This window comes from Paenibacillus sp. FSL H8-0537 (assembly GCF_038051995.1).
Lineage (GTDB): Bacteria > Bacillota > Bacilli > Paenibacillales > Paenibacillaceae > Pristimantibacillus.
On record NZ_CP150290.1, the window covers coordinates 900076 to 923355 of the forward strand.

Annotated in this window: 19 protein-coding genes; 17 read left to right on the top strand and 2 right to left on the bottom strand. The window is 48.7% G+C overall.

What is annotated here, in order from left to right; all coding sequences use genetic code 11:
• Positions 1-62: 62 nt before the first annotated feature.
• The gene (locus MHB80_RS03755; RefSeq protein ID WP_341282853.1) at positions 63-920 is read right to left on the bottom strand and encodes an SDR family NAD(P)-dependent oxidoreductase; all 858 of its coding nucleotides are present in this window, start codon (positions 918-920) and stop codon (positions 63-65) included.
• A gap of 226 nt (positions 921-1146) precedes the next feature.
• Here MHB80_RS03755 and MHB80_RS03760 point away from each other — a divergent pair, with 226 nt between their 5' ends.
• The 17 genes from MHB80_RS03760 (at position 1147) to MHB80_RS03840 (ending at position 22995) form a co-directional block, all read left to right on the top strand.
• Positions 1147-1515 (top strand): MGMT family protein, encoded by a 369-nt coding sequence (locus MHB80_RS03760; protein WP_341282854.1) that lies wholly within the window; start codon positions 1147-1149, stop codon positions 1513-1515.
• A gap of 35 nt (positions 1516-1550) precedes the next feature.
• Positions 1551-2732, top strand: coding sequence for a hypothetical protein (locus MHB80_RS03765; RefSeq protein ID WP_341280915.1), 1182 nt, complete (start codon positions 1551-1553; stop codon positions 2730-2732).
• Between the two features lie 237 nt (positions 2733-2969).
• Positions 2970-4496, top strand: a complete 1527-nt coding sequence (locus tag MHB80_RS03770; RefSeq protein WP_341280916.1) for a hypothetical protein — start codon at positions 2970-2972, stop codon at positions 4494-4496.
• A gap of 4 nt (positions 4497-4500) precedes the next feature.
• Positions 4501-6105, top strand: a complete 1605-nt coding sequence (locus tag MHB80_RS03775) for a hypothetical protein (RefSeq protein WP_341280917.1) — start codon at positions 4501-4503, stop codon at positions 6103-6105.
• Positions 6106-6115: 10 nt separating this feature from the next.
• Positions 6116-7366, top strand: coding sequence for a glycosyltransferase (locus MHB80_RS03780; RefSeq protein WP_341280918.1), 1251 nt, complete (start codon positions 6116-6118; stop codon positions 7364-7366).
• Between the two features lie 17 nt (positions 7367-7383).
• Entirely contained in the window at positions 7384-9483 is a 2100-nt protein-coding gene (locus MHB80_RS03785) for a cellulose biosynthesis cyclic di-GMP-binding regulatory protein BcsB (RefSeq protein WP_341280919.1), read from the top strand.
• A complete protein-coding gene (locus MHB80_RS03790) occupies positions 9473-10327 on the top strand; it encodes a diguanylate cyclase (RefSeq protein WP_341280920.1) in 855 nt (284 codons plus the stop codon). Before MHB80_RS03785 ends, MHB80_RS03790 begins: the two co-directional genes overlap by 11 nt.
• Before the next feature lie 986 nt (positions 10328-11313).
• Positions 11314-11787 (top strand): GNAT family N-acetyltransferase, encoded by a 474-nt coding sequence (locus MHB80_RS03795; RefSeq protein ID WP_341280921.1) that lies wholly within the window; start codon positions 11314-11316, stop codon positions 11785-11787.
• Between the two features lie 81 nt (positions 11788-11868).
• Positions 11869-12396, top strand: a complete 528-nt coding sequence (locus MHB80_RS03800) for a tail fiber protein (RefSeq protein ID WP_341280922.1) — start codon at positions 11869-11871, stop codon at positions 12394-12396.
• 41 nt (positions 12397-12437) lie between these two features.
• Positions 12438-12938: a tail fiber protein gene (locus MHB80_RS03805; RefSeq protein WP_341280923.1), complete on the top strand. Its 501-nt coding sequence runs from the start codon at positions 12438-12440 to the stop codon at positions 12936-12938.
• 18 nt (positions 12939-12956) lie between these two features.
• Positions 12957-13490, top strand: coding sequence for a tail fiber protein (locus MHB80_RS03810; protein ID WP_341280924.1), 534 nt, complete (start codon positions 12957-12959; stop codon positions 13488-13490).
• A 186-nt stretch (positions 13491-13676) separates the two neighbouring features.
• Positions 13677-19214: a cadherin-like beta sandwich domain-containing protein gene (locus MHB80_RS03815; protein WP_341280925.1), complete on the top strand. Its 5538-nt coding sequence runs from the start codon at positions 13677-13679 to the stop codon at positions 19212-19214.
• Between the two features lie 285 nt (positions 19215-19499).
• Entirely contained in the window at positions 19500-19931 is a 432-nt protein-coding gene (locus tag MHB80_RS03820) for a GntR family transcriptional regulator (protein ID WP_341280926.1), read from the top strand.
• Positions 19924-20613: an ABC transporter ATP-binding protein gene (locus MHB80_RS03825; RefSeq protein WP_341280927.1), complete on the top strand. Its 690-nt coding sequence runs from the start codon at positions 19924-19926 to the stop codon at positions 20611-20613. Before MHB80_RS03820 ends, MHB80_RS03825 begins: the two co-directional genes overlap by 8 nt.
• Positions 20610-21452 (top strand): hypothetical protein, encoded by an 843-nt coding sequence (locus MHB80_RS03830; protein ID WP_341280928.1) that lies wholly within the window; start codon positions 20610-20612, stop codon positions 21450-21452. The genes MHB80_RS03825 and MHB80_RS03830 overlap by 4 nt, the downstream gene beginning before the upstream one ends.
• Before the next feature lie 11 nt (positions 21453-21463).
• A complete protein-coding gene (locus MHB80_RS03835; protein ID WP_341280929.1) occupies positions 21464-22705 on the top strand; it encodes a hypothetical protein in 1242 nt (413 codons plus the stop codon).
• A gap of 29 nt (positions 22706-22734) precedes the next feature.
• A complete protein-coding gene (locus tag MHB80_RS03840) occupies positions 22735-22995 on the top strand; it encodes a hypothetical protein (RefSeq protein WP_341280930.1) in 261 nt (86 codons plus the stop codon).
• Here MHB80_RS03840 and MHB80_RS03845 read toward each other — a convergent pair.
• Complete coding sequence (locus tag MHB80_RS03845; protein WP_341280931.1) at positions 22990-23280, bottom strand: TetR-like C-terminal domain-containing protein; 291 nt, start codon at positions 23278-23280, stop codon at positions 22990-22992. The genes MHB80_RS03840 and MHB80_RS03845 overlap by 6 nt on opposite strands.

Below are 23280 nucleotides of genomic sequence, written 5' to 3' on the forward strand. Positions count from 1 at the left end.
AAAGCTATTACAGCTCGATTCTTTACTGCTCTTTGGCGTTGGCGTTGCCGTTAAAGTTATTGTTACTGGGGCTTCGCAAACTCCCGTTCATAAATCGAGCTGACGAGGCTCAGTACTTTAGCGCTTTGGTCTGTGAATTTCAGCTCGGCTGCTTTGCCATTTATAAGATAAGAGCCGGGCGCTGCAAGCTTCTCCTTGCCGATTGCTGCTTCATAAAGCAGGGAAGCTCCTTTGCTCGGATGTGGGAAAAATAGCTTCATGATTGGCGTTATATAAAAAGGCAGGCCGGACTTTTTTCCTTTTCTAATCGTATTATTGCCGCCCGGGTCAACGCTGATGATGCGAAGCCCTTCAGCTGCAAGCTCCGGGGCAAGCTCCTTTGTCCACAAGGAAAGAGCGAGCTTGGAGGTGGAGTAGGGACCGAACAGCTTCTTGAATTCCGTTGGGCGCTCCAACGTTTGCGAGTCGAATTTCCTCAAGGTTTTGAAAGAGCTGGTCGACGTATTAACGATCGTCTTGCAGCTTCCTTTTTTCAGCAGCTCCTTCAGCTCCATAAAGACGGCATAAGGCGCGACTGTCTGCAAATCAAAATGCTGCTCCCGCCCTTGCTTGGTCATGGACAGCTCCGAAAAGCTTCCTCCAGCATTGTTGAAAAGCACATCAAGCTTTGCTTCTGCTTCTTTCATTCGCTTCAGTGCCTGCTTTAAGCTTGCAAAATCAGCTAAATCGGCTTTATACACGCGGAGCTGGCCCTTGCGCAGAGCAGCTTGCACCTCCTCGTCATCCTCTAGAAAATCGGAACGAATGAGCGCGGCGACATGCCAGCCTTCTCCAAGCAGCCTGCGAGTCAATTCAAGTCCAATTCCATTGTTAGCGCCTGTGATAAGCGCTGTTTGTACATCTATTGGTTTGTTCCTCATCATGGATCCTCCTCTATATGGTTGAACCATCTCAGCAGCTATCCGTTGCTGCTGCTCTTAATGGCATTAGCGTACAACTTGGAGTCAGCTCCAAGTCAAGCGATCCGGCAAAACTTTTTGAAATATAGGGCTTGCAAGTTATTTTAAGAAATGTAGAAACCAGTCGAATGCTGAAACATGTTACAATCTTTTCAAAAGAAAAATAAGCTTTCTAACGGAGGCCATGATGCAGCCATTTACGAAAAGAGTCATTGAAATCATAAAACGCATTCCCTCAGGTGCTGTTATGAGCTATGGGCAAATCGCCGAGCTTGCGGGAAGCCGCAGAGGGGCACGCCAGGTCGTGCGGATTTTGCATACTCAGAGCAGTATTCATCAATTGCCGTGGCACCGGGTTGTCAATGCGCAGGGCGAAATCGCCATTCCGAGTGAAGAGGGGAATATGGAGCAGCGGTCTCGCTTGGAGGAAGAGGGCATCGAGGTGAGTGCGCAGGGCAAGCTGGATTTGGCAAAATATCGTTTTAATCCGGCGTCAGCGGACATAATGGGAGCGTGGGATAACCTAGACCCAGACGATGTCGACCAGATGTTTTAAAAAAATGACTGGATTCAGAGAAACGAGGCAGATAGATGCGTAAAATACAAGCAAGCGGTTCGGGGAGAAAAGTGATCTTAACCGCTATAACGTTCGTGTTATTGTTGACGGCATGTGGACGCTCGGAGCAGCCAGTTCCATCTGCATTGCCAGCTTCCTCGGAATCGCCACAGGATGCGCCTACAGCAGCATTGCTCCCAGAGCAGCATTTTGGAGACAAGCTGCAAATGCAGGACAAGCGGCAGAAGCTGTATCATTTTATAACGACCAAGCTGTCCGGGACGGCTGGCTTTTATACGAATTTGCAGGACACGGAGCAAAATGCGGAGCTGACGACGGGGCATGAAATGCTCAGCGAGTCGGCGGGGCTTATGATGCGCTATAAGGCTCTAACGCAGCAAAAGGCTGCTTTTGAGGAAGAGTGGACCCGCGCCAAGCAAACCTTTAATATGGAGACGGCTTTCAGCTACCGCTTCAGCCCTAAGCTGCAGAAGCGTTATACGCTAAACGCGGCGGTTGACGATTTGCGCATCATTCGGGCGCTGTATGAGGCTGGCGACGTTTTTCAAAATGAAGGCTATAAGCAGGAAGCCGAGAGCTTCGGCATGCGTTTTTACGAGCATAATGTGAAAAATGGCTATTTGTATGATTTTTATGATGAAACGTACAAAATAACGAATGATTTTATTACGCTGTGTTACATCGATTTGAAGACGCTGAGACTGCTGCCTATTGAGGCGGGGGAGCGGCAAACGCTGATCGCTAATATGGAGAAAATCATTAAGGACGGTTATTTAACGGATGAATTTCCTTTTTATGAGACCCGCTATGATTATGGCAAGGGGAAATACAGCTCGGATCATATCAATATGGTGGAATCTTTGCTGACTGTGCTTATTTTAGCCGAAATGGGTGAAGAAAAAGCCGAAAGCATCCGATACATAAAGGATAGGGTTAAGGCGGGTACGCTTTATGGCCAATACACGAAGGAAGGCGCAGCCACAACGGACACGCGCTCGACGGCCATCTATGCCATTACAGCGATGATTGGCTCCGTGATTGGGGATCAGACCCTTTATGCCGACAGTATTGGCAAAATGAATGAGTTCCAGATCGAGGAGGTCGGAAGCCCGCTGCTCGGCGGCTTTGGCGACACGGCTGCTCAGCAGGCCTACTCCTTCGACAACCTAATGGCTTTGCTTGCTTACACTTACTAAAAGCCTTTTTCAATAATTTTCCTTAGCAGAAACTTTGGAGATAAAGGCAAGCGGAGTGAAAGGTTTGAGCTGGAGAAGCGGTAGCGTTCGCATTTGGCATTGGATTTCTACAGCTAAATCAGTTTTAATTCAAGTAAGAAATCCAATGGCAACAGCGATCGTAAGCCAAACCTTTTACGCAGTGATGATCCTTTTTCACCAAATTTATAAACGATATTTAGAAAGAAGGCGCCCAACATGTTATTAGACAGGGCCAAGCACTACGCTCGGCGAGCCTACGCTTTATTCAGCCGATACCTTTCGCCTGCCAGCTTCGCGGCATTAGCAGTGCTCATCATTACCGTCATCGCCTTGTTCACGCCACCGTATATTGGGATGGCAGACAACGGGGACTTTTTTCGTATTTTGTACAGCAACGGTTTATACTTTAACGCTCCTGATTATGACAGCCAATATCTCGGCCACTTTGTAAAGAATTTTGGCATTTTGCAATATTATAATGAAAATGGGACAACCTTTACGTCCTCACAGTCATGGTTTATTCAATTGTCGGTTGCGCTGAATACGCTGCTGGCCAGCAGCCAGGTGTTCGATGTGCGTTTTCAGGCGGCTATATTGACGATTCTTTACGTCATTGCGATTTATTTGCTCGTCGAGAGCCTGACTTGGAAAATAGCCCGTAAATACGGCTATATCATCGCACTGCTGGCGATTTTTATGTTTGGCGACACCGGATATACGGCGTTTTTCAACTCTTTTTTCAGCGAAGGCATCGTGCTCATTATGATGATGCTCGTCTTTGCCTCAGGGCTGCTGCTTTACCGCCGTCGTTACAATGATTACGCGATGCTCGCCGTGTTTACGGTCAGCGGCTTCCTGCTTACGACGAGCAAGCAGCAAAATGCCCCGGTTGGCGTCATTATTGCCGTCATCGGCCTGTTCTACCTGTTCATCCATGTGAAGCGAACGTTCCGCGTGCTAATGCTGACATCGCTCACTGTTCTGATGCTTGCGGGCATTGCAACGTATGTGCTCATTCCGAAGGAGTTCGTCAACATTAACAAATACCATGCGATGACGCGGGGGGTGCTGATGGGCTCGGATGATCCGGAAGGCGCCTTAGAGGCGCTCGGCATGGACAAGCAATATGCGATTTTAAAGGACAGCATTTATTATGAGCCGTTTACGACGGTGGATGTGGATTCGCCGATTTTGGAGGAAAACTTTTACAGCCAGTACGGCTTTGGGGCGATTGTCGGCTATTATATCAGCCATCCGGATCAAGCTGGCAGCATGCTGAATTTGGCAGCGAAAAATGCGTTCAGCATCCGCCCTGCGGCGATGGGCAACTATGAAAAGTCGGCTGGCAAGCCGTTCGGCCAGCAGACGGTCTTTTTCTCCGGCTACAGCTTGCTGAAAGAGGCGCTTGCGCCCAAAACCTTCGGCTTCATCGTCATCTGGATGATTGTCGTAGTTGGCGTATATATGCCGGCTTTCGTAGCGGCAATCAAGGCGCGCAATCTAAGGCGGGCTTCGCGCCTGCCGCTCATCGTCATGATGATGCTGGCTGGCTTATCCGGCATCTTCGTCTCGATTATCGGGGCGGGGGACGCCGATTTGGCCAAGCATGAATTTCTGTTCACCGCAGCCTTTGATCTCATTACGTTTTTGGTCATCGCTGACGGTGTGCGTCGCAGATTATGGCATAGCGAGCAGGAGCAGGATTCGCCAAACGAAATACATGTAGAGAGGCTGGGAAGGTGAGAAGGTGAAAAAAAGCAAATGTAGACAACCATTACCGAAAACGCTATTGAACCTGCTGCTGTTGCTCTGTTTGCTTTATGGTTATTCCACTTCTTCTCTCGCTGCTGCCGCAGATAAAGAGGCGGAGCCGATCCGTGTGCTGCTGCTCTATGACAGCTTGGCTCTTGGCACGACAAAGGCTGGCAATGTAGAGGCGCTGCAGCAGCAGCTTGCCGCATTCGGAGCGGAGGTCACACTCCTCTCTGTAGACGGTTACTCAGGCGGCATGCTGGAGCCGTACAGCAAGGTGATTCTAGTACGCAATGCAGCTGATATGGAGCTGACGAACGCCGCTTTTGTTCAAGATAGGGGAGCCTATCGGGGGGATTATTTTCATATTGGAGAGGAATTACCCGCCCGGCAGCAGGAAGCGCTGCATATTGCCATTGAACAAACGCCGAGCGAGGAAACGATGCGGCTTGCGATTGGCCCGTTCTCGGATGAGGCGGTACGTGTGCAGAATACTCCGTACATCGTGATGCAGATGGCGACGGGCGAGCCTCAAGCCGAGGCATACGGCAGCTTTACTCCCAAGCAAAATGATGGGGCGAACGGGAATTCTCCCTACGCAGCGAGGAATGAGCATGCTGCGTATGTGCCTTATTTTCAGAAGGGGAATTTGAGCGAGCTGGCGATGTCGTATGTGCTGAAGGATTGGCTTGGACTTGCCGAGCCGGGGCAAACCTACCTGCTTTTTAAGGAAATATACCCGTTTTCGGATTTAACGCTTTTGGCCGGGATGGCCGATACATTATATGATGCCGGCATTCCTTTTGCGATTAGCGTCCAGCCGGTATTCAACAATTCGGATTTTCCGGCGATGCAGCGCTATCTGGAGGCGCTAAAATATGTGCAGTCGCGAAACGGCACTGTACTGGTCAATGCGCCTGTCGTAGCTTCAACCATCGGTCAAAATGACCAGACGCTCAAAATGAAGATGACCTATTTCATTGACGTATTAGCCGCTTACGGCATTGCCCCGCTCGGCATGGGGGCGGAAATGTATTGGTCCTACGACAAGGAATACGCTGTGGACGGCATGGGCTTCTTCGATTCGGCGGTGCTGCTGCCTAATAAGAAGCTGATGTACCGCTCGCAGACGAACGTTTCCAAGCCCTTCGCCTCATCGCTTTACAGCATAAGCCCGAGCTTTCTAGCAGGCTTTGAACACCAGGGCAAGGCTTGGGAGCCGCTTCCGATGAATACGGCACTGACGTATGATTTTGCTGAAAATGAAGCACAGCTGAGCGCCGATCTCGCCAGTATTACCGAGAGCTGGATGACCTTCGCGGATTATAAGCAACAAGGCCACGAGGTAAGGACCGAGGCGCATGTCATCCTTTCGCAAGGCTACGGCTTGACCATTAATGGTCAAGCCGTAGCCTTGAATGATGCGCTGCGGCAGGTCAGCTCTGATTATGAATACGCGGATAAGGGAACGGTAAGCTTTACCACCTTGTTTAATGTGCAAAATAAAATTTTTATCGTCATTATTATGGTGTCGCTCTTCATATTCGGCTTCCTCTTTATGATCGGATACCGACTATACAGACGCAAATACTTCAAATAAGGAGACAGCTATGACACTCGCAGACATCCTCATGTTGATTGCCGTTATCTGTATTTGGTCGCTCCTGCTCGTCAATGTGGTGCTGATTATCGCCGGCTATTTATTTTATATCCAGAGCGAAGGGAAGCCTGTACCGGAAATCAAGGGGGAGACTCCCTTTGTCACCATTATGGTTCCGGCCCACAATGAGGGCAAGGTCATTACGAAGACGGTCGAATCGCTGCTGGCGCTCGATTATCCGCATGACCGCTACGAAATTATCGTCATTAACGATAATTCCTCGGATAACAGCGCCGTGCTGCTTGCCGAGGTGCAAGCCAGATACGCAGGACGCAATTTAATGGTTATCAACACCGACAAGGTTACAGGCGGCAAGGGCAAGTCGAATGCGCTCAACATTGGCTTCCAGCAGAGCCGCGGCGAGCTGATTGCCATTTATGACGCGGACAATACGCCGGAGCGCACAGCGCTTCGCTATCTGGTCGGTGAAATTACGAATGATGATACGCTGGGCGCGGTCATCGGAAAGTTTCGCACACGCAACCGCGATACGAATCTGCTCACCCGTTTCATTAACATTGAGACGCTTTCCTTCCAATGGATGGCGCAGGCGGGCAGATGGAAGCTGTTCAAGCTTTGCACGATACCCGGCACGAACTTCATAATGTGGCGTCATATCGTCGAGCGGATTGGCGGCTGGGATGTGAAGGCGATTGCCGAGGATACCGAGATCAGCTTCCGCATTTATATGATGGGGTACCGAATCAAGTTTCAGCCGAAGGCCGTCACCTGGGAGCAGGAGCCGCAAACGGTCAAGGTATGGTTCAAGCAGCGGACGCGCTGGGCGAAGGGCAATATTTATGTCATTGTGAAAAATATCCCCTTGCTGTTTGACCGCTCGGCAACGAATATCCGCTTTGATATTTTATATTTTTTATCGATTTATTTTCTTCTGCTTACGTCGCTCGTTATGTCGGATCTGCTGCTGATTCTTCACGCTTTAGGTTATGTACATACGACAATTGCTGGATTCAGCTCTTTCCTCTGGGTGCTGGCGGTCACGCTGTTTATAGTAGGCACTTATATTACGCTAACAACGGAAAAAGGCGAGCTAAGGCTGTCCAATGTATGGATTATTATGCTGATGTACGTATCCTATTGCCAAATGTGGATGGTTGTTGCCGCCTACGGCTTGTATACCTACCTCAAGGATTTAGTGTTTAAGCGTGAAGCAAAATGGTACAAAACCGAACGTTATTAAAGCTGGAGGAGAGCATCATGAAAATACGCATATTCGTCATTACCTTCCTTTGTATGGCGATGCTGCTGGGCCAGTTCGGCCAGCTTGGAACAACTACGGCAAACGCAGCAGAGGCACCGGGCACAGAAAGCTATAAGATTTCATTCATTACAGCCGACACATCCATGTCGGGTGTAATGGCGACGCGCCAGGACTTTTTTCAAATACCGTCTTATTGGAATGTAAGCAGCGTCACCGTCAATGTTGACTATATGGTGTCGCAGTTGGCCGACAAGGACCGTTCCAGCGTCACCTTGGCAATTAACGGCGTAGCCTTTTATTCGTTCCGCCCAGACCGCGCAGTGGAGAAAAAGCAGCGCCTTAGCGTAACGATTCCGCGCGAGCTGCTGGCGGAAGGCACAAACACGCTGTCGACAGTAGGAAGCATCGAGACGATCGTCAATGATCAAATTTGCTCGCCAAACGAGGCGCGGGACAATTGGCTGCAGCTGTACAGCAGCTCAAGCGTCGATGTTCGTTATGTGAGCAAGCCGCTGGACGGCTCCATCCGTGATTTTAATGAGCGGTTTACGGGCCTTGATACGGGAAGCAAAAGCTTGAATACCATTGCAGTGCCGAAGCAGGCAGCACCTTCCGAGCTGGAAGCGGCGGTCTATGCGCTGTCGGGCTTTGCCAAGGCGAATACGCTTCAGGACAAGACGATTCCGCTGCTTGCCTTCGATGATGAATATTATTCGGGCAAAAAGCTCGTAACGGCTGTTGCTTTGTATGATCAGCTCCCAAGCGGGCTGAAAACAGCCGTTGGCACGCCTGATTTGAACGGCAAAGGCTTAATTCAGCTCGTGCGCCAAGGCGAGCAATGGACGCTCGTTGTGACCGCGAAGGATGAGGCGCTGCTGGTGAAGGCGAGCCGCCTTGTGGCGAATCAGGCACTAATGGCCCAGCTCGATAGCGACCGCAAAATCGTTGACGAGAGTACGGATGTATCGACGCCTGTGGTCAACATTAGCCGCAATGTCGTATTGACCGAAGCAGGCGATGAGCTGAAGGGGCCGCGCCATCAGGAAAAAGCTTATTTTGTTTCGCTGCCGGCCAACCGTTCCATCGCTGACGCAAGCAAAATCAGCCTCGATTTCCGCTATGCGAAAAACCTGGATTTTGATCGTTCAATGATGACTGTGCTCATCAACAATACACCAATCGGCAGCAAGAAGCTGACGGAGGAGCTGGCTAATGGAGACTCCATTACATTGCCAATTCCCAAAAATCTGAATATTTCCGGCAACTTCTCTGTCGTTGTCGCCTTTGATCTAGAGCTTTCAAATGCCGTTTGTGTGCAAGATCAGAACCAAATGCCATGGGCCTTTGTGACGAAGGATTCGCTGCTCCAATTGAATACAAAGGATCGGACGGAGCTGTTGTTCAACAATTATCCGTATCCTTTCTTGCGGGATGGCGCATTTAATCAGGTAGCGGTTGTACTGCCGAAGGAGCGCGATTCCTATACGTATCGTACAGTAGCCAACCTATTTAATTTACTAGGCCAATATGTGGAGGGCAATACGGGAGACGTTCTCTTTTATAACGATGATGTTGCTGCTGATGTGTTGAAAGCCCGAAATATCATTGCGATTGGTACCTTCCAAAGCAATAAGGTCATTCGTGATCATAATGATGCGCTGTACTTCAAATATGATGCGAATGGCGCAGGCTTGCAGTCCAATGAGAAAATGAGCATTGACTCCGATTATGGCAAGCGCATCGGGACCTTGCAGCTGATTGATTCTCCGTATGAGGCGGGACATGGCCTGCTCGCCGTTACCGGGGCAGACTCGGAATATTATTATTTAGCCTCCAAGCTGGTCGCCAGCCAAGGGACGGTATGGAAGGTGTTCGGCGATGGCGTATCGACGGACAAGGACGGCAATATAAACGCATTTCGGTTTAAAAAAGAGACCGAGCCGGAGCAATCCTCCGTCATTAGCAATGTGATGGAGCGCACCGATGTGCTCAGCTTCGTGATCGCGGCAGCGCTTGTCATGGTGCTGGTGCTCGTATCACTGATCTTCCTGGCTCGCAAATATCGCAGAAGACGGGGTGAGCGCGATGAGGCGTAATCAGAGCAGTCTTATTTCCGATGCCGGCTTTCTGCTGCTCATCGTTGTCAGCTTCATTAGCATTGTATTTACAGCGGGAGATCCTGACCGTTATTTGCAAAATATTATTTTTCTAAATGTCGCTTTTCTGATTGCGATTATAACGTATTTCACGAATGTGACGACGGGGCTGATTCTCAACATTCTCTTTATTTTTGGCTTCGGTACCTACACGTTGTATGGAACGCTAGTAGGGGGAGATACGATCAGCAGCGGCAATTACTTCTGGCTCGTCATGACGCCGGTGTTTACGCTGGTGACATGGATGTTTACGCTATCGGCCCGACAGCTCCAAACGGAAAATGAACAGCTCAATAAAACAAACAGCCGATTGGCGACGATGGATGAAAATACGAATCTGCGCAACAGCCGCTCGTTCCAAAATGACGCCGCCGTCTTCATGGCGCTGTCCACTCGATATCAAATTCCGCTCACGCTGCTTGTCGTGAACGTGAAATATTGGGATGAGCTACGGCGGATGGTCAGCGAGGAACGGATGACGGAAGCGATCTTTGAGCTTTCGCAGATGAGCCAGACGAGTATTCGGACAAATGATTCGATTTATATGCTGAGCAAGGATAATCCGACTTGGGGACTGCTGCTGTTCACAGACCGCCAAGGGGCCAATATCGTCATCGAGCGTTTGCGGCATAAAATCCAGGAGTTCAACTCTGCCGAGTTTTCAAGTAAATACAAGGTGGAGCTGAGCTTGAAGATCGGGGCGCTGCAATATGATCCCGAGACGATCCCGGCGCCGCTTGATTTTATCGTACAGGCGCGGAAGCAGCTGGAGTATGATGTGTAAGCTGGAGGGATAGTGGAAAGACGAATGCCGAATGGATAGCGGTTGGGTATAGAGTAGGTTATAGAGAAGGTTATAGAGAATCCCTTGAAATCAAGGGGTTCTTTTTTTCTGGTGATAACGGGGTTAATAAATAATTTCAAACCCAGTGCTAGAGTTACGCACTGGGTTCACTCATCGGAGGTGGAATGAATTTTGTGTTTCTTTCTACATATAGCTACAAATGATAAAATACCCTCAAGCACATTAACTCATTACCAACAAAAACATGATATCCATTTAGACCAAATTAATGAATATCTCAATGTTACTGTACCTCAACATTATTACCTTATACACAGACAGTGCTCTTGTGACTTTATTAGAGAGATTAATAACAGTTATAATGAACTCTCGATATTATTTAAAGGTCTTTCTAAGCCATTTGATATGATCCTTCTAGATGCAACTATAACTCCAGATACTAATACGCATCTTAGTGAGATTATTACAAATAGACAGATAACAGAATCAGTAAGTCTGAATGATTTTTTGATAAATTACCCAACTATATTAACTGTTTCGAAAATTTATACAATCGTTTATTCAGAGTCTATCCCTTTCTAATATATTTTCGCTTTCGTATGATGAGATCAACCATTTTTATCTGGTTGGTCCTTTTTGTTCTAACATACTTTTTCATCCTACTAGTAATACAACGGCTTGCTTGTGATTAGGCACTTGAATTATGCCTAATCTTCGGTAACAAAGGACAAGGTCTTCAATGATCCAATCCTCATCAACGATGCGAGCTCATTCTATTAGAAATCAGGGCACTTTCTTATATGTTTAGGAGTCTATGTCATCGTAATTTAGGTTGAAGTTCAATTTAAAATCAATAAAATCTATATTTACAATAAAATGTCGAATATTAAGAAGGAATGTAAATATGAATGTAGAATAGTTAAAAATGGAATTTGATTTCTGGTTGATGTAGGAGGCGGTAGCAGTTGCTTACAGGCAGGCTTCATATGGCTCAGGCAGAGGAGAAGCATCATTCATTTCTATATCGCGTTTATGCGAGCACCCGAGAGGAAGAAGTAGGGGCATGGGGCTGGGAGGAATCGTTTCAACAGGCCTTTCTTCGCATGCAATATGATTTACAGAAGCGCTCCTATGAGGCACAGTATCCAGATGCAGAGAACTATATAGTAATGAAGGATGATTTCCAAATCGGAGTTTGTACGCTTGTTCGCAAGGTGGATAAAATGATACTCGTTAATGTGGCACTGCTGTCTGCTTTTCGAAATTCCGGCTATGGCACGTATTTGCTGAAGGAGCTTCAGAATGAAGCAACCGATAGAAAACAGCCTATTCAACTGCATGTGATGCAGGGCAATGTGGCACAGCGTTTATACGAAAGACTTGGGTTTCACATGGTGGAGGAGCAAGGGATGCATATGTTGATGGAATGGAAGCCCTAGCAATTCTGGAGACAGAGCAGTACCCTGACTTGCCTATCATGATTCAATGAATATCTATGAACAATCGGGGGGATTTAGACAATGAGCGAGGCTTATCTTGGTGAAATTCGCATGTTCGCTGGTAATTTTGCTCCAGTGGGCTGGGAGAAATGTGAAGGTCAATTGATAAATATTTCAGAAAATGATGCTTTGTTTGCATTATTAAGCACTACCTATGGTGGCGATGGTCATACAACCTTTGGATTGCCAGACCTGAGAGGAAGGCTTCCTATCCATAAAGGCTCCAATCAAGGCTCCACTTACTCGTTAGGCATGATCGGAGGGACAGAAAGTGTTACGCTCCAAGCCTCACAATTGCCAGCCCACACACACACCGCTATAGCAGCTCAAGCTGCCGGAAGTGACGCTTCTCCCCAGAATAATACTTGGGCGAAAGCAGCTGTATACTCCACAGGTCTTGATGGCAACAACAACCCACTTTCACGTAATCCTTTGAATAACAATAGTACTTCATACTTAGGAGACAGTCTGCCTCATAGTAATATGATGCCATCCGTGACCCTGTCTTTCATTATTGCCCTTCAAGGCATTTTTCCATCACAGTCTTAGTTATTTAATAGATTTAGCACTTTAAATATAGGAGGATGAAAATGCAACCATTTCTTGGTGAAATTAGAGCATTCCCATATGGATTTACACCGAAAGGCTGGGCTGCCTGCAATGGGCAACTCCTACAGGTTTCAGGAAATCAAGCTTTATTTTCGCTTCTTGGCACGTATTATGGCGGGGATGGCAACAATAATTTTGCCCTTCCGAATTTACAGGGGAGAGTTCCCGTTCATGTTGGACCGAAAGTTCCGATTGGCAGTGCGGCAGGAGTAGCGGCTCATACCTTAACGGTAAACGAAATGCCTATGCATACGCATCAGCTCGCTGCTTCTGTGGAAACGGCGGATCAAGTAAATCCATCAGGAAATGTATGGGCGAATACACCTATTACACCTTATGCTCCTATGTCGTCGGCGAACGTTCAAATGAATGCAGGAGCTATTGCAGTAGTGGGCGGCAGCCAGTCGCACAACAATATGCAGCCCTTTTTGGCGTTGAATCTTTGTATCGCTATTGTGGGCATTTACCCATCAAGAGGTTAAAGGAGGCAGTTTTATTATATGGATGCATATATAGGTGAAATACGCATTTTTGCGGGGAATTTTCCACCGATGAACTGGGCGCTTTGCAACGGAGATATTTTAACAATTCAAAGGTTTTCTACTCTGTTTTCTGTGATTGGCAACCAATATGGCGGGGATGGACAAAAAACCTTTGCTTTGCCAAATTTAGTGGGTGCGGCTCCTATGGGACAGGGAACAGGCCCTGGGCTTACGCCAACAACGGTAGGCGAGCAGAGTGGAGACGCGGGAGTCACACTTTTGACTAGTGAAATGCCTCGGCACACCCATAATGCAATCGGAATTACAGCGCAGCAGAACTCCGATGATCCAGCTAATCATTATTGGGCGGAGACGAGCGGAGAAGGGCGGCCACCAGCTCAGCGACCGCTCTATAAATTAGCCAATAATACGTTAATGAGTCCTCAAGCGCTTGCTCCTACAGGTGGAAGTCAGCCGCATAATAATATGCAGCCATATTTGGCCATGAATTTCATAATATGCATTAATGGAGATTATCCTCCAAGACCCTAGATGAAGCAAAGGCTGACCAGTAGTGGATTATGATGGAAGTCTCTTTTATTGAAAGAAGATTGATTTTTTATGGCGGGTGCAGGAAATCTCGGCAGATGTCTGAGAGAGCACCCGTTTTTTTGAGTGGGAGTAGAAAAAAATGGAAAATAAGCGAAAATTTCTATTAGAATAAGGGGAGATGCGGTTATGAGGCATCAATTAGTGGGGCAGAACAGAGGCAAAGTGAAGATGAAGCAAGGAGAGTTTGGCAGTCCGATCAGGCGAGTTGCTGTGTTGCTGCTTGTGCTTGCTATTATGTTTAATCTGCTTCCAGCAAGTTTGAATGCGGCTTCTGGGACAGCGGATGGGACTTATGATTTTGGTGATAACTTAGGGGCAAATAATTCAGGCGGATCGGGCTTCAAGAAGCAGGGAGATAAGTTTGTCGTAACGAATGGCTTTGCAAAGGAAGGAACTTCTTTATGGTCGGAGCATTTGCAGAGTTCAAATACGACGGGCGAGCTTGTCATTAAGGCGGAAGGGCAGAACGTGCTAGGCAGCTTTACCTTTAGAGATTTAGGTATTTCTGGATATTCCAATTTGACGAGTCCGAGTCTTGATTTGCTCACTCTTACTTTAAAGGATGCTGGAGGGGCAGAGATTGCTACGCACTCTAACACAGGTAACGTTAACCTGCGTGAGGATAATGTGAACAAGAAGTTTCAAATTTCGACTTTATTAGGAAATGGAGCCTCGTACAACTACTCGAATGTTGCTTCTGTAACGCTTCAATGGCGCTTTGCAAATTCTCTCGCGCCATCCAACTTGAATATTGATGACATCACGCTAACGAATATGATTAGCCCTATCCCTCAAGACACGCCTACATTTAATCCGGCGGCGGGAGCAGTTGCGTTTGGAACAGCGCTGGAAATTGTATCGGCAGGAGCCGATCATATCTACTACACGACGGATGGAAGCACGCCAGCGACGGCGGTAAGTGGCTCGACGCTGGAATATAATGCGGCAGCGAAGCCAACAATTAGCGCAGCCATGACCGTGAAGGCGATTGCGACGAAGATAGGCAAATCAAATAGTTCTGTAGGTAGCGTGAGCTATACACAAGCGCCAACAGCGAATTTGACGGGTCTGGCGCTGAGCGGCAGTCCGAGTGGCTTTACTTTTGCTGGCGGCACGTATACGTATAACGGCGTAACGGTAGCGAGTGGTGTGGCGAGTATAATGGTTACGCCGAGCGGAGCAGGCACGCTGACCGTAGACGGAGCAACCGTAGCAAGCGGAGCAGTGTCGTCGGCGATTATGCTTACGCCGGGAGTGGAGCGCACGATTACTGTTGTAGCAACAGAAACGGGAAAAAGTGCAAAAACGTACGTCATTAAAGTGACACGCGAGCAGGAAACACAGGCAACGCCAACATTTAATCCAGCGGCGGGAGCGGTTGCTTTAGGTACGGAGCTGGAGATTCTGTCAGCGGGAGCCGACCACATCTACTATACGACGGATGGAAGCACGCCAGCGACGGCGGTAGGCGGCTCGACGCTGGAGTATAATGCGTCAGCGAAGCCGACGATTAGCGCAGCGGTGACCGTGAAGGCGATTGCGACGAAGACAAACAATCTGGACAGCGCGATTGCGAGTGCAAGCTACACACAGGCTGCAACAGCGAATTTGACGGGCCTCGCGCTGAGCGGAAGTCCGAGCGGTTTTGTGTTTGCTGGTGGGACTTATGCATATAACGGCGTAACGGTAGCGAGTGGTGTTGCGAGCGTAACGGTAACGCCAAGTGGAACTGGCACACTGACCGTAGATGGAACTACGGTAGCGAGCGGTGTAGCTTCATCGGCGATTACGCTTACGCCAGGAGTGGAGCGTACGATTACCGTTGTAGCAACAGAAACGGGAAAAAGTGCAAAAACGTACGTGATTAAAGTGACGCGCGAGCAGGTAGCGCAGGCAACGCCGACGTTTAATCCAACAGCGGGAGCAGTCGCTTTCGGTACGGAACTGGAGATTGTATCGGCAGGGGCCGACCACATCTACTACACGACGGACGGAAGCACGCCAGCGACAGCGGTAGGCGGTTCAACGCTGGAGTACAATGCAGCAGCGAAGCCGACGATTAGCGCAGCGGTGACCGTGAAGGCGATTGCGACGAAGACAGACAATCTGGACAGCGCGGTTGCGAGTGCAAGCTACACGCAGGCGGCGACAGCGAATTTGACAGACGTTGAGCTGAGCGGTGCGCCAAGCGGCTTTGTGTTTGCTGGTGGGACGTATGAATATAACGGCGTGACAGTAGTGAATGGTGTTGCGAGCGTAACGGTGACTCCGAGCGGAACAGGGACGCTGACCGTTGACGGAACGACAGTAGCGAGCGGGGTAGCTTCGTCAGCGATTACGCTTACGCCGGGAGTAGAGCGCACAATTACCGTTGTGGCAACGGAAACGGGAAAAAGTGCAAAAACGTATGTGATTAAAGTGACGCGCGAGAAAGTAGCGCAGGCAACGCCGACATTTAATCCAGTAGCGGGAGCAGTGGCTTTCGGTACGGAGCTGGAGATTATATCAGCCGGAGCTGATCACATCTATTACACGACGGACGGAAGTACACCAGCGACGGCTGTAGGCGGCTCGACGCTAGAGTATGATGCGGCAGCAAAGCCTACAATTAGTGCAGCAGTGACCGTGAAGGCGATTGCGACGAAGACAAACAATCTGGACAGTGCTGTAGGCAGCGCAAGCTACACGCAGGCAGCGACAGCGAATTTGACAGACGTTGAGCTGAGCGGCACGCCAAGCGGTTTTGTGTTTGCAGGCGGGACGTATGCGTATAACGGCGTGACAGTAGCGAATGGTGTTGCGAGCGTAATGGTGACTCCGAGCGGAACAGGGACGCTGACCGTTGACGGAACGACAGTAACGAGCGGGGTAGCTTCGTCAGCGATTACGCTTACGCCGGGAGTGGAGCGCACAATTACCGTTGTGGCGACGGAAACGGGAAAAAGTGCAAAAACGTACGTGATTAAAGTGACGCGCGAGCAGGTAGCACAGGAAACGCCGACATTTAATCCAGCAGCGGGAGCAGTGGCTTTCGGTACGGAGCTGGAGATTATATCAGCCGGAGCTGATCACATCTATTACACGACGGACGGAAGTACACCAGCGACGGCTGTAGGCGGCTCGACGCTAGAGTATGATGCGGCAGCAAAGCCTACAATTAGTGCAGCAGTGACCGTGAAGGCGATTGCGACGAAGACAAACAATCTGGACAGTGCTGTAGGCAGCGCAAGCTACACGCAGGCAGCGACAGCGAATTTGACAGACGTTGAGCTGAGCGGCACGCCAAGCGGTTTTGTGTTTGCAGGCGGGACGTATGCGTATAACGGCGTGACAGTAGCGAATGGTGTTGCGAGCGTAATGGTGACTCCAAGCGGAACAGGGACGCTGACCGTTGACGGAACGACAGTAACGAGCGGGGTAGCTTCGTCAGCGATTACGCTTACGCCGGGAGTAGAGCGCACGATTACCGTTGTGGCAACGGAAACGGGAAAAAGTGCAAAAACGTATGTGATTAAAGTGACGCGCGAGAAAGTAGCGCAGGAAACGCCGACATTTAATCCGGCAGCGGGAGCAGTCGCTTTTGGCACGGAGCTGGAGATTCTATCAGCGGGAGCCGATCACATCTACTACACGACGGATGGAAGTACGCCAGCGACAGCGATAAGTGGTTCAACGCTAGAATATAATGCGGCAGCAAAGCCAGTCATCAATTCAGCAATAACCGTGAAGGCGATTGCTACGAAGGCCGATTATTTCGACAGTGACGTCGAAAGCGTTAGTTATACGCAAGCAGAGGCAGCAGACCTCACTAACCTTGTATTGAGCGACAGTCCAAGCGGTTTTGGGTTTGCCAGTGGTACGTATGATTATATCGGATTGACAGTTCCATATAACGTTTCCACTCTAACAGTGACGCCAAGTGGATCTGGAACCATTAAAGTGGATGGTTCGACAGTAACAAGCGGAATCGCTTCTCCCCCAATTAGTCTGAATGCTGGCTCAGAACAGACTGTCACAATTGTTGTAGAAGAAGCAGGGAAGCTTTCTAAAACCTATACGGTGAAGGTGACGCGCTTAAATATTCATACGCCTGGCGTACCTACTGGTGTCGCAGCTGCTCATGGCAATGCACAGGCAGTCGTTAGTTTTACTGCCCCTGTCGACAATGGGGGTAGCCCCGTGAAAGGGTATGAAGTGACAGCGATGCCAGGAAATGTTACAGTTTCTGGTATTAGCAGCCCAATAACGGTGACGGGACTTACGAACGGGACCAGTTATACGTTTACCGTAAAAGCACTCAATATTGCGGGCAGCAGTGCTGCATCTACTCAGTCTAACGCGATAACTCCGACTGCTCCTTCGAGCGGTGGAAGCAGTGGTGGAAGCACAAGCAATCCGAATACGCCAACGAATAAAAGCATTAATGTCTTAATAAACGGAATCGTGTATAACATAGGCTCGACTTCAACTGCAATGGTCAACAATCAAAGCGTAACGACGTTGAGTGTGAATCAGGAAGCCCTAAAAGGCAGGCTTGCAAATGAAGCAAGTGGAGTTGTTGTTACGTTTCCTGTGGATATCCAATCAGGTGCGTTGATCGTGAAGCTAAATGGAGATAATGTGAAGGCGCTGGAGCAAAAGCAAGCCCTTGTCAAAATTCAAACAGGTAGCGCCACTTACACTCTGCCTATAGAGCAAATTACGGGTTCTCAAGTTATAAGAGAGCTGCTTCAGCAGACAGGGCTGGAACAATTGGAGTTTCAAATTGAGCTGGCAGCATTAACTCCAAGCAGGCTGCAGGAAGTGAAATCAGCCGCTGCAAAGGGTGGCTTTGAGCTTATTGGAGAGCCGTTTGATTTTACAGTCAGGGTCGTAAATGGGGCGACACGGCAGGAGATTGCGAAATTTAATACTTATGTAGAGCGCGAAATAGCGATTCCAAGCACCGTTGATCCACAGCGAATTACAACGGCGATTGTGATTGAGGCAGATGGTAGCATTCGCCATGTTCCAACTAAGGTCGTACAGGCGAACGGCAGTTATTGGGCGAAAATATATAGCCTGACTAACAGCACATATGCTTTGGTCTGGAATCCAGTAGAGTTCCAAGATGCTGCTGGCCATTGGGCGCAGCAGGCAATCAATGATATGGGCTCTCGGATGGTCATCAGCGGGGTTGGTGGTGACCGCTTTAATCCAAATGCCTCGATTACCCGTGCTGAATTTGCGGCTATTATCGTAAGGGGTCTGGGATTGAAGCTGGAGACCGGAGCATCCGGATTCTCTGATGTGCAGACCAGCGCTTGGTATAATCAGGCGATTCAAACGGCTGTTGCCTACAAGCTGATCAATGGTTTTGAAGACGGAACCTTCCGGCCCAATGAGCCCATAACCCGCGAACAAGCGACGGTCATTATCGCAAAAGCAATGGCCATCACTGGACTGAAAGCGGGATTGTCAGCGGCAAATGCTGACGATATTTTACTGCCTTATGCTGATGCGAATGAAGCGGCAGCATGGGCAAGAAGCAGTCTTGCAGACAGCCTGCAGGGCGGAGTTATTTCAGGCCGCTCGGGTGCGCAGCTGGCCCCTAAAGCTTTTATCACTAGAGCGGAAATTGCCGTTATGGTGCAGAGGCTGCTTGCCAATTCGAAGCTGATTTAAAAGATTGAAATATGAAGCAGCCCCTGGAGACTTATGTCTTCGGGGCTGTTTGCGCTGCGGCGAACGCCTGCACTGGGTCACGGGTATCCAGCTTGCTGTAGATGCTGCTGACGTCATTTTTCACCGTTCCGAGGCTGATAAATAACGTATCCGCAAATTGCGGTGCTGGATGTTTTACCTATTTTTTAACAAATACTTGACAGAAAAACGTATTAACCGCATAATACACTTAAAGTGTATGAACTACTTGGTACACACGCTGGAACAAGAATGAGAGGTAACGGGATGAAGACAAATGAAGGCTGGACGGAAGTCGCTTTCAATGGCCGTGACCCGGTCTACTTGCAGGTCGTGAAGTTTTTTAAGGAGCAATTGGTCATTGGGAACATGGAAGCCGGACAAATCATTCCTTCGCGAAGGGAGCTCGGCGCACTGTTGAAGATTAACCCCAATACGGCGCAGAAGGCTTATAAGGAAATGGAGGAACAGCAGTTGATCGTAACAGAAGGAAACTCGCCAAGCCGGATTACTATGGACGAGAACGTATTGCGGGCCATTCGCGCAGAGCTGATTGGCGAAGCTGTCGAGGCTTTCGTTGCCTCTGTTCGTAAAATCGACGTTCCGGTAGAGGAGCTGCTGGAGCTGGTCAAGCATAAGTATACAGAAGATAAGCAGTTGAATGGCGACAAGCAGGGAGGAGGGGCGCAGCATGATTGAGGTGAGGGATATCCATAAAAAATATCGTCGGCGCAAGGTGCTGGACGGCGTCTCCTTTCAAATCGAGAAGGGCGAAATTACCTGTCTGATCGGCACGAATGGAGCGGGCAAATCGACCGTTATGAAAGCCATTATGGGGCTGACGCCGATCCGCAAGGGCGAAATCATAATGGATGGGCAAAAGCTTGGCAAGGAGCGGTATGAGAAAATTTCTTTTATCCCGGATCATCTGACGATGCCGCCTGCCATGAAGCTGGATGAAGCGATGGTTTTTATGGCGGACTTTTATCGCAGCTGGAATGAAGAGCGGGCCAAGGAACTGATGAGCTTTTTTCAACTGGAGGGTAAAGAACGAATCGGCCATTTGTCTAAAGGGACAGCGGCGAAGTTCAACCTGCTTCTAGGGCTGGCACTGGATACCGAATATGTGCTGATGGATGAGCCGTTCTCCGGCATTGATATGTTCAGCCGAGCGCTCATTACGGAGGTTTTTTCGAGCCATTTAATTGAAGATCGCGGTGTATTAATTACGACGCATGAGATTGCAGACGTAGAACATCTCATCGATCGGGCGGTGCTGCTGCAAAATGGTGCGGTATGCCGCGATTTCTACTGTGAGCAGCTTCGTATGGAGGAAGCCAAGTCGATTGTGGATGTTATGAAGGAGGTGTATCAAGCTTGAAGTTTTATTTAAAGCTGGTACATATGGAAGTGCACCGTTTCCGCTATTTGCTTGGGGGCTTAATGGCGTTAACGATTCTCATGCAGTTCGGAGTAGTGCTGCTGTGGTCGCTTAGTGAGCGGAGTATTAGAACGAGCCCCAGCTGGAGTGAGCAGATAATTACATATCACCCTTTCTCTGAAACCGGGAAGCTGACGTTTAATGAGCTGATGTTCAGCAATCAATTTTGGTTTGTCCTTCCGGTGCTGATCAGCATTGCGGTTATCGCCGCTTATGTTTTTCTCATTTGGTACCGTGATTGGCTGGGGCGCGATACGTTTATTTATCGGCTGCTGATGCTGCCGGGTAACCGAGGCTCCATTTACGCAGCGAAGCTGACGGCGATTCTGCTGTTTACGTTCGGACTCGTTTCCTTCCAGCTGCTGCTGCTTCCGCTTGAAATGATGTTGTTTAATCTGGTAATACCAGAGGGGCTGCGCGATCCGTCCTATTTGTCGCAGGCGATTTTGCAAAATCAAACGCTGAAAGTGCTTTATCCAGGCCAGTTTGATGCGTTTGTGATGGCCTACGGGATCGGCATTTTGACCGTACTTGCTGCTTTTACTGTTATTTTGCTGGAACGAAGCTATCGGGTTATTGGCATTGGTTTTGCTGTTATTTATGTATTCGTATGCGGTGCTGCGCTGCTGGCTCCCGTTACTTTGCAGCGACCGGGGAATGCGGCTTCCTATTTATATCCAGGGGAAACTTATTCTATTATGCTGGCGTTGACCGCTATTCTCATTTTGGTATCCGTATGGCTCAGCATCAGACTGTTAAATAAAAAGATTACCGTGTAAGGAGGGGCAAGATGAAACGTTATATAACTACGCTGGCGCTCGTCCTGCTCGCTGCAGCAGGGTTCAGCACGTATTACGCTTTTGGCTCGGCAGACCATTTGCCGGAATATCGATTAGAGACGCTGGAAGGGGATGCGAATGAAGCGGCCAATCTGGTATTAGTCGGTTCTTATATAGGCGGGAAGGGCTCGCAGCCTCTGAATTTAACTGTACATGGCAATGAGTATGGGAGTAGAAAGTCCCTTTATGAATCGTATATAACGGATGCACGTGAGTGGTTTTATGAGCAAGAGGGCATGAGAGAGCTTATTGAAATATATCCCGCTTTCATGCGGGGCAAAGCGGAGATAGGCAGCTTTTATCAGGATCAGGACTGGTTAGCCTATGCGAAAATTCCATACAATACGGCTACAAATGACCCGGAAGGAACAATAGAGGTAGAGATACTGAATCGAAGCACTGGCAAGGTCGCAGACTATTCGATTGCATTAACTCCTCTATCTCAGCAAGGCATGAGAGAGCATGCCACCATATATGATGTACAGCTGCAAGCAGATGGTCTTCATGTGATGGTAAACCAATATGAAACAGACAATAGGCCGTCAGGAGCAAGACAGTATTTTGATTATATAATCGATTCGGCTAGCGGTCAGCTCATTAAAAGAATGGCCGTGGAATTTGTAGATGCTGCTGGGACCAAGCTGACTCCCCTTTCATCTGCAAACACCCAAAGTGATTATACAGCACCCCATGATTATTTTGTAATAAGTATCGTTATGCAGGAACAGACGGGAGAAGCCAACAGCAGCAGCGTTCCGACAAGCGTTCCGGCAGAGCTTTATGTGTATTCGTATAAGAGCGGGATAACGCAGCGCTTGCCGGATGAAATGCAGAAATTGGATGCGCGTAGAATGGGGGGGCGCTACATTTCAGGCGGTGACCTCTATTTTACAAATTACAATGAGACGCAATTTACAGTATCACGCTACAGTCTGGAAACAGGGGAAAGACGAGGTGAGACTTGGTCACTGTTGTCAAGTCAGATTGGCGAGGGCGAATTGCAGAGCTTTTTTATTAATGGAGAGCGTCTTTATGTTTTGCTCGCTAAGGAAGATGCTCGAACCGTTGTGGTAATGAATGCTGCAACTGGCGAGCCATTATATAAAGGCAGTGTGACGGCTGAGGGCAGCGAGGAAGAGAGACAGATCGCATTAAGCGATATAGCGCTAAATAATATGAGCATTAAAGAATAGACTAGAAACGTCCCAAAAAAGAGGGTGAGGTGCAAGGCATGCAGGCAGCAGTCAGCTTGGGTCAAATGGTCGAGGCGCTCAGAGAGCTGGAAACATGGAGCTATCAGCTTGCCTTTTATATTTTGCAGGATGAGAGGCTTGCCGCTGAAGCGGGTAAACAGGCGCTGCTTGCGATTGGCCGAGAGCAGGCCTTCCACCTCCAGCCGGAGGCTGAACGCCGAGACAAAGTGAAAAAGATGATTATGCGCAAAGCGCTTATCGTCAGCGCAAGCAGCGGACGCCGTTCATAACGGTGTCCGCTGTTTTTTATTGTTGAATACAGAAAAATCCCAATCCTCCAACATTTTATAAATTTCGCCTTGATCAATAGGCATCTTGTTTTCAATCCACCAATTTAGTACGCCCAGAATGGCACCGATATGCGCTTCTGTCACAATTTCAGCATCAATGGAGCTGCTGTTCAATTGAAAAGTAGTATTTAAATGCTTTACATGTTTTAACAGCGAGTCTGTTGTTGCTTCACATTTAAAAGTTGCAGAGGCAACAGGAGTTATTATTGCAAGCTCGGTGTACAA